Here is a 16,564-nt window from a genome sequence, read left to right on the forward strand (position 1 = left end):
ACGCTAGTTCTCCTTCCGCATCATGTTGTTCGGATAAACCGGTTTGTCCAGCTTAAATTGCACGATTTGCAGCGGATGTCTAGCCGCATCAAGTTCGTTCCCTTTTTCATCCCAAATTTTATCAATCACATGGGTGAAGTTTTCAATTTCTGGCCCAAAGAATTCAACCTCGTCTCCTGGTCTGAAATGGTTTCTCTGCTGCAGCGTAACCATTTGTGTTTCTTCGTTATAATCTAATATAAGACCAATAAATTCAAAACTTGTCTTCTTGCTATGATTACCAAACATCTGCTCTTTATACCCAGGAACGCCTTCAAAAAATGCCGGTGCTGTTTCCCGGTTAGCGCATTTATCCAGTTCCTCAAGCCATTCTTGTTTAATAACAAAATTGTCAGGATCCGCACAGTAGGCATCAATAACCTTTCGATATACACTGACAACTGTTGCAATATAGTGAATGGATTTCATCCGTCCTTCAATTTTTAAGCTGTCGATGCCAATCTCAATCATCTTTGGAATGGATTGAATTAGGTTAAGGTCCTTAGGACTCATGGCAAATGGGGAATCACTCTCTTTGAATAAAGGCACCTCATTTTTACTGCCCTCTATACTATAAAGATCATAATCCCAGCGGCATGACTGACAGCAGCCGCCTCGGTTTGAGTCACGCGCTGTCATATGGTTACTTAACGTACAACGGCCAGAATAGGCAATACACATAGCCCCGTGGATAAAGGTTTCAATTTCAATATCTACCTTTTCCTTCATTTCGCGAATCTCTTCAGCACTTGTCTCACGGGCTAAGACGACGCGCTCCAAACCTTCTTCCTTCCAAAACTGGACAGCCTTCCAGTTTGATAGGGACTGTTGTGTACTTAAATGCACTTCGATTTCTGGAGCAATTCTGCGGCATGTTTCAATAATGAGCGGGTCAGCAACAATGATACCTGCAACTCCTGCCTCTTTCAAGCCATGTAAGTATTCTTCTAACCCTGGAATATTTTCATTATGGGCATAAATATTTGTTGTCACATAAATTTTGGCGCCGTATTTTGCAGCAAACTCAACGCCTTCTTTCATTTCTTCATGCGTAAAGTTATCAGCATTGGAACGAAGTCCATATTCCTGTCCTCCGATAAAAACTGCATCGGCACCATATTGAACGGCAATTTTTAATTTTTCAAGGTTACCTGCTGGCGCAAGGAGTTCCGGCTTCTTCACAATGACACGTTTTCCATCAATGATTTCAGAAATCTTATCTTTAACAGTATTCATGATTGAACTCCTCCTTTTTAGTAAACTGTTTCTTTAAAATAGAATCCAGTATCCAGCGGACGATTGGCTGGCTGAATTTCCTCAATCGCTTCTAGCAGCTCGTCCTTTTTATCTTCATAAAGATCCGGGTCAGCAAAATATAAATCAATTGCCTTACGATAAATTTTTGTTACAGCAATAATATATTCAGGGCTCTTTAAGATTCCATCGATTTTAAAGGAATCAACGCCTGCCTCTAACATCTCCTGGAGCTCATCAATGATACAAATATCATTTGGGCTCATAATATGAGTGCCGTTTTCATCTTCAAAAATAGGATATTTATTTTCTCGCTCTTTATCGTGAAGGAACATATTCTTTTGCTGTTTGCGGTTTTCAATTTCCATAACTTTCCCTTGGTATTCAAAATAATGACCAAGCAAAGACCGCTTAGACTGAAACATACAGCTCATTCCATGCACCTGTACTTCAATTTCCACTTCTGCCTTTTCTTTTATTTCAACAATAGCATCCATATTCACTTCACGGGCAAGAACTGCTCTTTTAGCACCTTTTTTGCCCCAATAATTGCAAGTATACCAGTTCGTGCCCGTAGTTTCCGTACTCCAATGAAGTTTCATATCTGGTGCAGCTTCTCTTGCTGCCATTAATACCGCAGGGTCGCCAAAAATGACGGCATCCGCTTTCGCATCAGAAACAAAACGAATATAATCAGCTAACTCATCTATTTTTTCATTATGAAAAATGGCATTCATTGCAACATAAACCTTTTTACCTTTTGAATGGGCAAGTTCAATTGCATTTTTAACAGCATTACGGTTAAATTCACCGGCAAGCCGTAAACCATATCTTTGTTCTCCGATTACGAAGGCATCTGCCCCTGCTTCAGCTAATGGCAAAATATCTTCAAATGACGTCGGTGTCACAAGTAATTCAGTCTTTGTCATTTCCTCTCACCTCTTTTTTTACTTACGGCAACTCCGTCTCCTACGGGAAGGATGATAGAATCAAAATCAGGATGATCCATTAACCAGCGGTTGAATTCATCAATTTTTTTCACAAGGTTACGGGTTCTTTTTGATTCAATCTCCTGCTCAGCAACAAGTCCCTTAAATAAAACATTGTCTGTAATAATCATTCCGCCATCACCAAGGCAGTTAGAATAAATCTCAAAGAACTTTCTGTATTGCCCCTTTGCTGCATCAATAAAAATCGCATCGAACGGCCCATGGCTGCTGACTGTATCGACAACCTCAAGTGCATCCCCTTCAATAAGGGTGATTTGCCTTTCAAGTCCCGAACGATGGAAAAAATCTTTTGCCAATGGAATACGTTCAGGATCTCGTTCAATCGTAACAATGTGGGCATCTGGAATTGTCGTTGCCATCCGTAAAGCGGAATAACCAATGGCTGTCCCCACTTCAAGAATTCTTTTCGAGCGATGAATACGAAGCAGCTGCAGCATTGTCTCTATGCCGGCAAGTTCCATGATAGGGACACTATGAATCACAGCAAACTGCTCCATTTCCATTAACAATGGATTCCGCTCGTGAATTAATTCCTCAATATATAAATGCAGCTTCTCATTTAACAAGCTGCGTCACCTCAATCCTTTTAAAACAATTCTTACCAAAATAATGATGCTTAGACATGAAAAAAATAGCGTTCACAAAAAAGACGTGCCGAAAATTGTCTGGCCCGATCTGTTTTAAGGCAAAAACCGCCATAAAACTTGCTTACTGTGAGTTACGCTATAGAACATGTATAAAACACTCGAACTATTTTACCATAAAAAATGAGGGAATGCGACAATTCCCTCAAGTTGTTTTCGATTATTTTTTATTGGAAATATGTTTAGCTTTTTCATTATTGTGCTCAGCTAACGTTTTTGTAAAAATAATCGTACCATCAGCTGCTGCTAAGAAATAATAATAATCGGATTTTTCCGGTTCAAGTGCAGCCTCAATGGAAATTTTCCCGGCGTTGGCAATCGGGCCAGGAGGCAAACCTTTGTGTTTATACGTATTATATGGTGAATTCACCTCTAAATCCTTATAATACACCTTTTGTTTATGTTTCCCTTGAGCATATAGCACTGTAGGGTCTGTCTGCAGCGGCATTCCCTTTTTTATTCGATTATAGAACACACTTGAAATCATTTTACGGTCAGCTTTTACCGTAGCTTCTTCTTCAATTAAAGAAGCCATCGTTAGCAACTGATGATTGGAGAGCTTCTTCGCTGTCCTTTCCTCTGAATAATTTGAAAGGACATCCTGTGTTTTTTCAAGCATGACGTTAACCATTTCTTCGACCGATGGATTTTTCTTATAAAATGAATAGGTTGCCGGATATAAATACCCTTCTAGCGGATACTTCACTTGAGAATTTAGTATTTCATTTGTTAACATATTGGGATATTTCGCCATGAACCCTTTCACAAATGCCTCATCATTTAATTGTTTAAGCACATCAGCTTCTTTTTGTTTTGTCTCTTTTGCCATTATAGCTGCGATTTCTTTCAGCTGTTTTCCTTCAGGAATCGTCATTTTAACAGCTGCCTGCGCCAGCACCTTTCCCGTTTTTAGACGGCTGACTATTTCAGGTATATCCATAGCTGGACTTAATTCGTAAACTCCAGCCATAAATCCGCCTTCATTTTTAAGCTTTACATAGTATTTAAATACCTTCGCATTCTTAATAATGCCATGGGACTCGAGTGTTTCTCCAATCCCCGTTACGGATGAACCAATCGGGATATCAACTTTTTTCTGAATCTTACTATTTGGATCAATTGGATTAAGTGCTGATTTTATATAAAGATATCCTCCGCCGCCAATAATTACAATAAATAATACCAGTAAGATAAAAATTGTTAATACTATTTTTCTAACAATCCTTGCTTCTTTTTGTGATTCGAGCATTTTTTGCCTAATGATATCTTTTTTATCTGTTGCCATTATACTCCCCCTTCCCCATTGCGCTCCGAAAGCATAGGGTATTTCATGCCTATAATTAAGAATATCTATAATTTTCGCATCGTAATTATTTCAGCATATAGAGAGAAAAATGTCAATTTTACATGTATTTTGTCTGAAAAACTAAAAAAAGAACCGGCTGTTGTTGTAAACCGGTTCCTTTTGCGTTATTCGCCTTCTTCGTCATCTAAGAAAGTATTAAATACCTCTTCGACCATATCCCATTCTTCATCGGATTCAATTGGCATCAGTTCTCCAAAACCGCCTTCTTCCGTAGGAATATAGGAATAAGCATGTACTTCACCATCATCATCATCTTCATCATCTTCTGAAGCGCCTACAGGATAAAACAATACATAAGACTTTTCAAATTCATCGGAATCAAATGTTAAAAGGATTTCAAATAATTCTTCGTCGCCATTATCATTTACTAGTGTGATATAGCGGTCTTCATCAGTGTGATTATGTTCTTTCGTCATTTTTCCACCTCATTATTTTTTGCTGTCAAGATAACCTTGGAGAATCAGCACGGCTGCCATTTTGTCGATTACTTTTTTCCTTTTTTTACGACTTAAATCAGCTTCCAGCAAGATTCTCTCTGCTGCCATGGTTGTAAGCCGCTCGTCCCACAATACAGCTGGAACACTAAACCGCTGTTCAATCTCCGCTGCATATGCTTGGCTGGCTTCGCCTCGCGGTCCGATTGTACCGTTCATATTTTTGGGCAAACCAACGACAACTTGACTAACTTGATACTCTTTTATTAATTGACCAATTTCCTCAAAACCAAACTCCTGCTTCTCTTCATTAATATGGAGTGTTTTGAGACCCTGTGCTGTCCATCCCAGCTCATCGCTAAGGGCAACACCTACTGTTTTAGAACCGACATCAAGACCCATTGCACGCATTTATTAAACCTCTCGCTGCTGTCTAAGATAGGATTTTACTAATTCCTCGATGATTTCGTCACGTTCAAGCTTACGAATAATATTTCGGGCATCACGATGTCGAGGAATATACGCAGGGTCTCCTGATAAAAGGTAACCGACAATTTGGTTAATTGGATTGTACCCTTTTTCCTTTAACGCTTCGTAGACCTGGAAAAGAACATCATTTACGTCATGTTCAAAGGGTTCTTCAGGAAAATTAAATCTCATTGTTTTGTCAAATGAGCTCATTAAAGTACACCTCGAATTGTAATAGTTACCTATATTTTACACTAATTTGTCGATATTACAAACCAGATTTTACCCATTCATCGACATATTGCAGTGCGGATTCAAGTTTTTGTGGATCCTTCCCGCCTGCCTGTGCCATATCCGGACGACCGCCGCCGCCGCCGCCGCATTTAGCTGCAACTTCTTTTACTAGTTTACCGGCATGATAGCCTTTATCAATTAAGTCCTTCGTTACTGCTGCAATAAGATTGACTTTTTCGTCATGAACGCTGCCTAGAACTATTACAGCCGAGCCTAATTTTTGTTTCAAGTCATCTGCCATATTTCTTAAATTATTCATATCAGCGGCCTGAACCTTCGCTGCTAACACCGTTACACCGTTGATATCCTTTGCTTTAGAAACAAGACTGCCTGCTTCGATATTTCCAAGCTTCGCAGCAAGTGATTCATTTTCCCGTTGCAGCTGCTTTATTTCAGTAAGTAATCCATCAATACGGCTGATTACTTCTTTAGGATTTGTTTTTAGCTTTTCAGCAGCATCCTTTAATAAATTGACCTGCTCATTTAATGCCTTGTATGCTGATTCTCCTGTTACTGCTTCAATCCGTCTTGTTCCGGCACCAATTCCGCCTTCAGATACGATTTTAAACAATCCAATTACAGATGTATTCGGTACATGACAGCCGCCGCATAATTCAAGGCTGTAATCCCCAACTTTAACGACACGGACAATATCACCATACTTTTCACCGAAAAGCGCCATTGCTCCCATAGCTTTTGCCTCGGAAATTGGTTTTAAGCTGATATCTACCTCAATACTGCTCCAAATCTTCTCATTGACAATCTTTTCGATTTGCTCCAGTTCTTCAGGCTTAATTTGGCCAAAATGCGAGAAGTCAAATCGAAGACGATCAGGTTCGACAAGGGAACCAGCCTGGTTAACATGCTCTCCAAGAACGTCCTTTAATGCACGATGCAAAAGGTGGGTTGCTGTATGGTTTTTGATAATTTTTGCGCGGTTATCAACATCGACAGAAGCAATTACCTGCTGGCTTGTTTTTAATGTACCAGATTTAACCTCTACTTTATGCAGGTTTTGCCCGTTAGGCGCTTTTTGGACGTCCTTGACATATAGGCTGACACCTTCACCTTCAATTACACCATGGTCAGCAATTTGTCCGCCGCTTTCAGCGTAAAATGGTGTTACATCGAGCATGATTTGTACTTCTTCTCCAAATAATGCTTCCGCTGCCAGCTCACCGTTTTTGATGATTGCAATTACAGTAGAAGTAGTCTTTAGTGCATCATAGCCGGTAAATTTGCTTGCTAAAGTAATATCTCTTAAAACACCTCCTTGGACCTGCATTGAATTTTCATCATGACGTGCAGCACGGGCACGCTCGCGCTGACCTTCCATTTCCTCTTCGAAACCTTCATGGTCAATTTGCATACCTGCCTCTTCGGCATACTCTTCTGTTAATTCTACTGGGAAACCATAGGTATCATACAGACGGAAAACATCCTCGCCACTAATGGTATCGCTGCCTTTTTCTTGTTCTTTCTTAATTACGCCAGCTAAAATCGCTAAGCCTTCATGAAGGGTTTCATGGAATCGCTCTTCTTCATTTTTAATGACCTTTTGGATAAAATCAGTTTTGTCTTTGACTTCTGGATAGAAATCTACCATGATTTCCCCTACAACAGGAACTAGCTCATACATGAAAGGACGGTTAATATTAATTTGCTTTGCGTAACGGACTGCACGGCGAAGCAGACGTCTTAATACATAGCCGCGGCCTTCATTTGACGGCAGTGCCCCGTCACCAATTGCAAAAGCAACTGTCCGAATATGGTCAGCAATTACTTTAAATGCCACGTCAGTTTCTTTGTCTACCCCGTATTTTACCCCAGAGATTTCTTCCGTTGCCCGGATAATCGGGATAAATAAATCAGTATCAAAGTTCGTTGGCACATTTTGAACAACTGAAGCCATCCGCTCTAAGCCCATCCCGGTATCAATATTTTTCTTTGGCAGCGGTGTATATGTACCATCTGGATTATGATTAAATTGGGAAAATACTAAGTTCCATACTTCTAGATAGCGTTCATTTTCACCGCCTGGATATAATTCCGGATCACTAGGATCATCGCCATATTCCGGACCACGGTCATAAAAGATCTCCGTATTCGGACCGCTTGGACCTTCGCCGATATCCCAAAAGTTCCCTTCTAAACGGATAATCCGTTCCTCGGGAATGCCGATTGTATTATGCCAAATGTCATATGCTTCATGGTCTTCAGGATGAACGGTTACAGACAGTAATTTCGGGTCCCAGCCAATCCATTTTTCATCGGTTAAAAATTCCCATGCCCACTCAATAGCTTCTTTTTTAAAATACTCACCAATGGAGAAGTTCCCAAGCATTTCGAAGAAGGTATGGTGACGCGCCGTTTTTCCGACATTTTCAATATCATTTGTCCGGATTGATTTTTGCGCATTGGTAATCCTTGGGTTCTCTGGCACAACACGGCCATCAAAATATTTTTTTAATGTTGCTACACCGCTGTTGATCCATAATAATGACGGGTCATCATGGGGAACAAGCGATGCGCTTGGTTCAATCTGGTGCCCTTTTTCTTCACTGAAAAATTGCAAAAACATTTTACGAATTTGTGATCCAGTTAAATTTTTCATCATTTAGCCTCCTTATTTTCTAAAAAAGAATATAAAAAAGCCCTCATCCCCCTGGACAGGGACGAGAGCTTGACTCGCGGTACCACCCTGATTATGAGCACAAAGTACTCATCTCTCAATAAACCTTTAACGCAAGGCGTACGGCAGGTATTAGCTGCACTCCAGATTAGCTTTCTGTTGTCCTTCATCTAGAGCTTCTTTCAGCCTTGGAAGCTCCTCTCTTTTGCACTATGTGCGCAGATGGTCTACAACATACTTGATCCTTCAACATGTTTCACATATATTCTCTATGTCGAATTATATCTACCAGTAAAACGTTTGTCAATTATTCGCCGCCATTAGCCGGCTGTTCATTTCGCTTTACATCTATAAAGTGGTTTTTAGCATGAACAATCCCTACTTTTAAGACCGCCAAAACAGGGACCGCCAAAATCAGCCCTAGGATCCCGCCAATTTCTCCCCCCGCCGTTAGCGCAACCATAATCACTAACGGATGCATATGCAGGCTTTTGCCTACGATAAACGGTGAAAGAATATTGCCTTCGAGGAACTGGAGCCCGAATACAATTACGATGGTGGTGATGACTAATTTCCCCGATGCAGCGGCAGCTATAATTATAGCAGGGACCGCGCCAATAATTGGTCCAAAATAGGGAATGACATTTGTTACACCAATAATGAAGCCTAGAAGTAACGGATAATTAAGATGAAAGATCCAAAACAGCAGTGCAGAAATGCATCCAATAATCACGCAGACAAGCAGCTGCCCCCGAATATAACTGCCAAGTGATTTATCTACATCCTTCAAAAAAAGGGTACCTTTTCTGCGCCATGATTTAGGGGTGATATACCATACCGCCCGTTTCAATAAAGGAAAATCCTTTAACATGTAAAATGCGATAAATGGGATAAGCATAAGAATTAATGCTGAATTTAAAAAATCCACTAATATGCTGACAATCGTCGACAGCAACGAATCCAGCTTTTCTTCAAAGGCATCAATGCCATCATTTACCCTCGTTTGCAGACCGTCCGGCCATTCTCTTGTATGGGATTGCAGCGCTCTAATCCATTCACGGTACTGCTCTGCGAACATTGGTGCACTTTCAGAAAGATCTTTTAATTGATCAATCATTGCGGGGATTCCTTTATAAAGAGCAATCCCAATGCCACCAAAGAAAATGATATAAATGAAAATAATAGCCAATCCGCGTTTCAGTCCTTTTTCATGGAGCTTTTCTACGATTGGATGAAGCAAATAGGTTATAAACCCAGCAATGACGAAGGGAGTGGCAATAATGGCGGCAACTTGTAAGATTGGCAGCCAGACCGAACGGATTTTTAGAAAGAAATAAATGACAATTAGTAAAAGAAGTAAGAAACCAATTCGATAATACCATTTCATACGAATATCCAAGACAATGCCCCCTTCCTGTTATTTTTTGAGACATTGCTTCGAAATATGTAAAAATCCCCTTCATTGTTGAAGGGGACTGTTTATTAGAATATTGTTCGCTTTACTCTTTTTTGAATTCGTTTTATTTGCCGTCCTGACATCAAATTATTTCTTTGTGCCATATTATAGGCTGCCATTCCAGCTCCGAAAGCGATCATTGACGTTATCATTTTATTCATTCGTCTCACCTCTTTAAATTTTGGTCCAGCTACAGCGCGTAGGGGCTCGAGGTTATAAGCGAATCCGTCATATGGTTAAAAACCCATCTTTCTGCCGGTAGGCTTATGCTTGTTGCTCCTGGGCATGGCGCTTGCGCTTTTCTATTACAAGGTGTAACGACGCTCTTCTTCTTCAAACAAGTCATCTAATGAGCTTAATGTTCCGTCCTCTTCGACTTGGTGGGTATTGATGATACCTTTGGCAACTGAAAGTTCGATAAAACAGTTCCAACAATAATATTGGTTAATGCCTATTTTTCCAATATCTTTGCTTGCACAATTGGGACACTTTAACATGGAAAGACACCTCACGTTTGATTTACATCTACGATGATGGCATCCTTTCCGATCGTTAAGGGCTTTCCGGTTTCGATTACTTGCTTACCTTCCATGATGTCCGAAAAGAAGCCATCCGTGATTTCATACCCTACGATTGTGCCCAATTCCTCCTGGAAATATACATCTTTTAACATCCCTAACGTGTTGCCGCTCTTAGAAAGCATCATCATTCCTGCAAGGGAATGAACCGATGTATATTCTAAACTGTCGATCTGTTTTTCCAAAGCATTCTCATCCTCAATCATTACCCCATCCCAGCCGAAGGAGGTTACATTTTGAATGTCCAAAAAGCAGGATTGTTTGAAGAAAACGCCTTTTTTAACTAACAAGCCTTCCACGGTGCCAGCCGTAGAAAGAAACAAATCCGTGACTTCACCGATTTTTCTGCCGCTTTTTGTTTCAAAAACAGGCTGCCCTTTTAATAAAGAGAATGTTCGCAAAGAGTGACACCTCCTTCGAACATACTTAGTTTTAGTCATTGTTCATAAAATCATAAGGTGAAACGTTTTCCATCCCAATCATTGGATTGACCAACATTAATTCTTCCTCTAATGACATTTCTGCGGTCAGATTTTCGGCTTGTTCAATTTTTCCCGCAGTTAATGGTATCGATTCCTGCAGCTTTTCACATAAGGTGGTTAATCGCTTCGATTCATCTGCCCTATCAACACCCATCTTGAGTGCGTCCGGTTCACCACATAAAATTAATGACTGTTTACTTCTTGTTATAGCCGTATAAATGAGATTTCTTTGCAGCATCCGGTAATAACTTCTTGAAATAGGCAAAATAACAATCGGAAATTCGCTGCCTTGCGATTTATGTACTGAGCAGCAATAAGCATGTGTGATTTGATTCAAATCCTGCCTCGTATATTCCACTTCATTTCCCTCATAGGAAATATAAATCATATCCTGTTTTTCCGTATTTTCCTTTGCATAGATAATGGAAATAATTTCGCCGATATCCCCATTAAAGACATTGTTCTCAGGCTGGTTTACGAGCTGAAGCACCTTATCGCCAATCCGGTATTTTACATCGCCAAAGGCAATTTCTTTCCGTTTGCCGTCAGGATTTGGATTGAAGATTTCCTGCAACAATACATTTAACCGATCAATTCCGGCGGGACCGCGGTACATTGGGGCAAGCACTTGAATCTCTTTAGCCGTATACCCTTTGCTTTTTGCATTGAGTGCAACCTTTTCCACTACTTGCGCCACTTGCGCTGTAGAACATTTTATAAACGAGCGGTCCGCTTGCTTTATGGTAACATCAGCAGGAAGCCGTCCCTTCTTGATTTCGTGAGCAAGCTCAATAATTGAAGACCCTTCTGCTTGACGGTAAATATCCGTCAGCTTTACAGTAGGAATCCGCTCAGATTGAAGCAAATCTTTTAAAACCTGCCCTGGACCTACTGATGGAAGCTGGTCCTCGTCTCCAACCAGGATTACTTGAATATTCTCAGGCAAGGCCTTAAACAATTGATTGGCTAGCCAAATATCAAGCATGGAGGTCTCATCAACAATCAAAATCTTTCCTTCTAAAGGACTTGCATCATCTCGGTCAAAACCCTCTCCCCCGTTAAAGCCTAGCAGCCGGTGAATAGTGACCGCGGGCAGCCCGGTCGACTCACTCATTCTTTTAGCCGCTCGTCCAGTGGGCGCTGCCAGCAAAAACGGAAACGGCTCATCTTTTTTATGATAGTCTTTTATCTCTAATGAACAGCCGTGCAATTCCCCGTAAAGTTCAACAATCCCTTTGATGACGGTAGTTTTCCCAGTTCCTGGACCGCCGGTTAAAATCATCATTGGTGACATAAGGGCTGTTTGAATTGCATCCCTTTGAGTTGGTGCATATTGAACTCCAAGCCGCTCTTCCAGGCTTCCTAATGCTAGTAAGAATTCAGATTCCGGGAATTGATCTTTATATTCCGTCTGCTTCAAAATCCGCTGAATACTTGTCACAAGTCCTTTTTCCGCGAAAAATAAAGACGGTAAATATATGCGCTTTTCTTCACCAATGATTTTTCCCTCTTCTTCTAGCTTTACAATTTCATTTGAAATATCCATAAAATCAATTTGGTCACGCTTATTTTCTTCAAGGAGAGCCTGCACCCGTTCAAGCAAATCCTGAGCATGCATATAAACATGTCCTGTTTGCATACATTCATTTTCTAACATATACAAACAGCCCGCTTTAATTCGGTCTGGATGGTTTCCGGACATTCCCAGCTGGTAACCAAGTTCATCGGCCCGGCCAAAGCCAATCCCTTCAACATCCTCAACAAGCTTATATGGATTTTGTTGAATAGTGTTTAAGGTCTCCTCTTTATATGCTTGATATATTCGCATCGACAGCTGCGGGCCAAAGCCGTACTGATTGAGGGCTATCAATATTTGTTCTAGGCCTTGATACTCCATCAATGTATCATATAATTGTTTTGCTTTATCAGGAGGGAGCTTTGGAACCGAATCGAGCAGCGAGGGCTGGTTAAGAATTTTGGAGATCGCGTCTTCCCCTAATGTGTCGACGATATTTTCCGCCGTTTTCTTCCCAATCCCTTTAAACATTTCCCCGGATAAATAGGCAATAATACCTTGCTTTGACTGCGGCATATCCTTACGATAGTGATTGGCTTGGAATTGAAGTCCAAACTTGGGATGGTCCTTAAATTCACCGTAAAAAATATATGTTTCTTGTTCGTAAACTTTCGGAAAATAGCCAGTAATCACTGCCTCTTTGTCATCATACTCATGATTGGTTTCATCAACGCGGATTCGTAAAACGGTATAAAGGTTCTGTTCATTATGAAAAATAGTAACGATTGGTCTTCCCTTAATAAACCGGCCTTGATCCCCAAATAAATCAAGTGATTCTTGATTAGCCATGCTGCTCCCTCCCTTCACTACAATTTGTTATTATCAGGCTTGTTCGATAATTTTTTTAGCATGACCGGCTAATAGATGGTCCGGCTGGATTTCCAGCGCTTTATTGAACATGCTGATTGCTTTATCGCCGTCTTCTTTAAAAGCATAGGAAACACCTAAGTTATAGTAGGCATCGGAATGGTTCGGATCCAGTTCAATACATTTTTCAAATTGTGCCATGGCTTCGTCAATAAATTGCTCCTGCGCAAGGCATAGTCCATATTGAAAGCGGGCCTCTGCGTCAATTTCATTAAGTTCCACCGCTCTTTGTAAATACGGCAGGGCCAATTTGCCTTGATTTAATTGAATGAGTGAAAGCCCAAGCATAAAGTAATTATCGCTTGATTCCAGTCCTTTTTTTATTGCCAGCTCAAACATTTTCTTGGCTTCGTCGAATTGTTCATTATTAAAGAAAAGGCCGCCCGCACTATAATACGCTGCTGGTGTATCTTCATCCAGCTCGATTGCTTTTTGGAAAAATTTCAACGCCTTTTCATTCTCATCTAAAGCAGATAGCACATTGCCGAAATTTATGTACCCGATTGGATCGTTAGGTTTTTCATTAATCGCCTCATTAAAGGCTTTTGCGGCCTCTTCTAAGTTCCCGTCTTGCATATATTGTACACCTAATTGGTTTTTGTCCACTGTGTTTCAACTCCATTCTACATGGAAGTATATCATATTTCGCTGTTTTTATGGAAAGCTGGTCACTCTTTTCCATTACAAAAAGCCAGGCGTTTTACCCGGCTTCCGTCCCCTTTATACTGCACTCTTGTTCTCGTTCATCGTATCTAAGTCCATTTCCTTTTTAAATTTAACGAAGGAAATCGCAATTAAAGAAGCAAAGACAAACAGACAGGTTATAATACTGACACGATTTTGTCCATCAAGCACAAAAGCGATTAGAATAATGATTAAAAATACTAAAGTAGCTCCGGAAATATACGGAAAGCCCCATACTTTAAAACTCGGTTTTTTCGTATAAGTAGGACGAAGCTTTATGTGGGCTGAACAAATGCCGGTCCAAACTAATGAAACAACAAATCCTGGCACAGCCATAAGAATTGTAAACACCTGATCCTGTGCAAAAAAGGCAACCATAGACCCGGCAGTCAGGACAATCGCTGTTAACAATAAACTAGCGATTGGAACGCCTTCTTTTGAGACATAGGAGAAGGACTTCGGAGCTTCACCCTCTGTGGCTAAAGAATAGAGCATCCTTGTACTCCCATAAATTCCCGAGTTCGCCGCTGATAAAACAGCGGTAATTAAGATAAAATTCATAAGATGTGCAGCACCCTGAAAGCCGACCATGGATAACACCTGAACAAACGGGCTAGCTTGCCCGCTAAGTTGATTCCAAGGAATTAAACCGCAAATAATCACGATTGGCAATGTATAAAACAGGACAATTCTCAAAATAAAGCTTTTGATGACTTTAGGCAAAATCTTTTCTGCATTTTCGGTTTCCGTAATCGTGACCCCAATTAATTCAGACCCCCCATAGGAAAACATGACGATCAATAGTGCAGGAAAAATTGACATCCAGCCATTCGGAAAAATTCCGCCGTGATTCGTATAGTTTTGCAGATAACTTGCTTTTTCAGTTGGTATTATGCCAAAAAGAATGCAGGCACCTAGAACGATAAATACCATGATCATGATAATTTTAATACCTGCAAACCAAAATTCAAATTCACCGTAATTCTTCACATTCATTAAATTAATACCAAGTACAAAAGCTGTACATCCTAAGCTTAGCACCCATAGCGGAATATCCGGCAGCCAATACTGCAGGAAACTGCCGGCGACAACAACCTCAATTACACAAACCGACAGCCACATAAAACAATACATCCAGCCCATCACAAATGAGGCCCTTCTTCCGAATGCTTTGCCAACAAATCCTTTAATATTCGTGTTCGGATAAGCGCTCGCCATTTCAGCGATTGCTCCCATCACAACAAGAAGAAATAATCCTGCTACTACATAGGAGAAAATGACGCCCGGTCCGGCAATCGAAACCGTTTCAGCACTTCCTTTAAAAATCCCGGTGCCGATTGCTCCTCCCATTGCCATTAAACTAATATGCCGCGGCAGCAGCCTTTTTTGCAGTCGTGCATTATTTGAATTCATGATTAAATCCACCCACATTTCTAAGCTTCAAGTATTGTAAAGAAGAGTTTTTCGATTACTGCTCAAGTTAAGCTAATTCAATTGGCCATAGCTTTGGGTTTTCGATCAGCTGTTTAAAGCGGTTAGTAAAAGCAACGGCTGTAGCTCCATCGGTCACGCGATGATCAAACGACATAGACATATTCATCATCGAACGGATTCGTATCTCATCGTTTTCCATGACAACAGGCATTTTCTTTGTTTTATGGAAAGCGATTAATCCTGTTTCAGGATAATTAATGATCGGGGTTGCTCCAATACTGCCTAATGGACCGACATTGCTGATGGTAAAGGTACCGTTTCTCATTTCAGCCGGCTCTAATCTGCCCTCTTGCGCTTTTTTCGTTAAGATTTTAAGCTGGTCATGAATTTGGCGGACCGATAACCGGTCTGCATGGTGGATTACCGGAACAATTAAACCGTCTTCTGTATCGGTTGCAATGCCGATATTGTATTCCTTCTCCAAATAAATCACTTCATTTTCCTCATCAAGCTTTGCATTAAAAATAGGGTACTGCTTTAGTGATAATGTAATCGCTTTAATAAAGAAGGCGGCGGCTGATATATTGACATTCATTTCTTTTAACTCATTACGATAAGCTAACAGCTCCGTTAAATCAGCTTCTTCAAAATGTGTTACATGTGGAATCGTAAAAATAGACTGAGTCATCTTTTTCGCAATTTGCTTACGGCGTCCTCTAAAAGGAATGACTTCGGGCTTTTGATGATCTTGCTGCAGCTCGTTTCTTCCCTTTCTTGTCCGGCGCTCATGTTCAGGTTCTGTCTGCCCTGGTGAACCATTGGTGAAGGCTTGCGGCGATCCCTCTGGGGACTGAGCATAATCTCGTTTTTTTACATAATCGTATACATCTTTTACCGTGATTCGACCGTGTGGACCAGTACCAATAATTTCCTCAATGTTTACAGAAAATTCTCGGGCAATTTTTCTTGTATAAGGTGCCGCTATAATAAATCTTTTTTTCCCTATTATCGTTTTGGGTTCTATTTGCTCCAGCTCTAGGCTCCCCTGTTGGAAAATCGTTTCATTAACGGTTTCAACTGTTTCCAAAACTGGTTCTGCTGCATTACCTTCCTTGGTCTCAAGGACAAGCAATGTTGTTCCGACAGACACCATGCTGCCATGATTCACCACAATATCCTTAACTTTACCTGAAACAGGGGAAGGGAGCTCTGCTACCATTTTGTCTGTTTGTACTTCCACAAGCGGCTGGTCAACCTGTACCACATCGCCAACTTTGACAAAATATTGAATAATCTCTCCTTCTGTCATCCCTTCACCAATATCATGCAATTTTACTTCAACCATC

16 protein-coding genes and 1 other annotated feature are annotated in these 16,564 nt (G+C 40.7%); all 16 genes read right to left on the minus strand.

Features of this window, described 5'->3' with window-relative positions:
• Positions 1–3: 3 nt before the first annotated feature.
• Positions 4–1,275, minus strand: a complete 1,272-nt coding sequence (locus IE222_RS03245; RefSeq protein WP_191269639.1) for a peptidase U32 family protein — start codon at positions 1,273–1,275, stop codon at positions 4–6.
• Positions 1,276–1,292: 17 nt separating this feature from the next.
• Positions 1,293–2,222 carry a peptidase U32 family protein gene (locus tag IE222_RS03250; RefSeq protein ID WP_191269641.1) on the minus strand — a complete coding sequence of 310 codons (930 nt, stop codon included), beginning with the start codon at positions 2,220–2,222 and terminating at the stop codon, positions 1,293–1,295.
• Positions 2,219–2,869 (minus strand): O-methyltransferase, encoded by a 651-nt coding sequence (locus tag IE222_RS03255; protein ID WP_191269643.1) that lies wholly within the window; start codon positions 2,867–2,869, stop codon positions 2,219–2,221. The genes IE222_RS03250 and IE222_RS03255 overlap by 4 nt, the downstream gene beginning before the upstream one ends.
• Before the next feature lie 238 nt (positions 2,870–3,107).
• Entirely contained in the window at positions 3,108–4,232 is a 1,125-nt protein-coding gene (gene mltG, locus IE222_RS03260) for an endolytic transglycosylase MltG (protein WP_191269645.1), read from the minus strand.
• Between the two features lie 185 nt (positions 4,233–4,417).
• Positions 4,418–4,729, minus strand: coding sequence for a DUF1292 domain-containing protein (locus tag IE222_RS03265; RefSeq protein ID WP_191269647.1), 312 nt, complete (start codon positions 4,727–4,729; stop codon positions 4,418–4,420).
• Between the two features lie 12 nt (positions 4,730–4,741).
• Positions 4,742–5,158 (minus strand): Holliday junction resolvase RuvX, encoded by a 417-nt coding sequence (ruvX, locus tag IE222_RS03270; protein WP_191269649.1) that lies wholly within the window; start codon positions 5,156–5,158, stop codon positions 4,742–4,744.
• Between the two features lie 3 nt (positions 5,159–5,161).
• Complete coding sequence (locus IE222_RS03275; protein WP_042354965.1) at positions 5,162–5,428, minus strand: IreB family regulatory phosphoprotein; 267 nt, start codon at positions 5,426–5,428, stop codon at positions 5,162–5,164.
• Between the two features lie 55 nt (positions 5,429–5,483).
• On the minus strand, positions 5,484–8,123 hold the full coding sequence (alaS, locus tag IE222_RS03280) for an alanine--tRNA ligase (RefSeq protein ID WP_191269651.1): 2,640 nt from the start codon (positions 8,121–8,123) through the stop codon (positions 5,484–5,486).
• 54 nt (positions 8,124–8,177) lie between these two features.
• Positions 8,178–8,400 (minus strand) — a binding site (T-box leader).
• A 48-nt stretch (positions 8,401–8,448) separates the two neighbouring features.
• Complete coding sequence (locus tag IE222_RS03285; protein WP_191269653.1) at positions 8,449–9,540, minus strand: AI-2E family transporter; 1,092 nt, start codon at positions 9,538–9,540, stop codon at positions 8,449–8,451.
• 83 nt (positions 9,541–9,623) lie between these two features.
• A complete protein-coding gene (locus IE222_RS03290; RefSeq protein ID WP_191269655.1) occupies positions 9,624–9,758 on the minus strand; it encodes a YrzQ family protein in 135 nt (44 codons plus the stop codon).
• 144 nt (positions 9,759–9,902) lie between these two features.
• A complete protein-coding gene (locus IE222_RS03295; RefSeq protein ID WP_191269657.1) occupies positions 9,903–10,094 on the minus strand; it encodes a YrzR-like zinc ribbon domain in 192 nt (63 codons plus the stop codon).
• A gap of 11 nt (positions 10,095–10,105) precedes the next feature.
• Positions 10,106–10,576: a PRC-barrel domain-containing protein gene (locus tag IE222_RS03300; protein ID WP_191269659.1), complete on the minus strand. Its 471-nt coding sequence runs from the start codon at positions 10,574–10,576 to the stop codon at positions 10,106–10,108.
• A 31-nt stretch (positions 10,577–10,607) separates the two neighbouring features.
• A complete protein-coding gene (recD2, locus tag IE222_RS03305) occupies positions 10,608–13,022 on the minus strand; it encodes an SF1B family DNA helicase RecD2 (protein ID WP_191269661.1) in 2,415 nt (804 codons plus the stop codon).
• A 33-nt stretch (positions 13,023–13,055) separates the two neighbouring features.
• A complete protein-coding gene (locus tag IE222_RS03310; protein ID WP_191269663.1) occupies positions 13,056–13,706 on the minus strand; it encodes a tetratricopeptide repeat protein in 651 nt (216 codons plus the stop codon).
• A gap of 114 nt (positions 13,707–13,820) precedes the next feature.
• On the minus strand, positions 13,821–15,197 hold the full coding sequence (locus tag IE222_RS03315; protein WP_191269665.1) for an amino acid permease: 1,377 nt from the start codon (positions 15,195–15,197) through the stop codon (positions 13,821–13,823).
• Between the two features lie 67 nt (positions 15,198–15,264).
• Positions 15,265–16,563 carry a dihydrolipoamide acetyltransferase family protein gene (locus IE222_RS03320; RefSeq protein WP_191269666.1) on the minus strand — a complete coding sequence of 433 codons (1,299 nt, stop codon included), beginning with the start codon at positions 16,561–16,563 and terminating at the stop codon, positions 15,265–15,267.
• Between the last annotated feature and the right edge of the window lies 1 nt (position 16,564).

Origin of the sequence: Neobacillus kokaensis (genome assembly GCF_014656545.1) — a bacterium.
Classification (GTDB): domain Bacteria; phylum Bacillota; class Bacilli; order Bacillales; family Cytobacillaceae; genus Neobacillus; species Neobacillus kokaensis.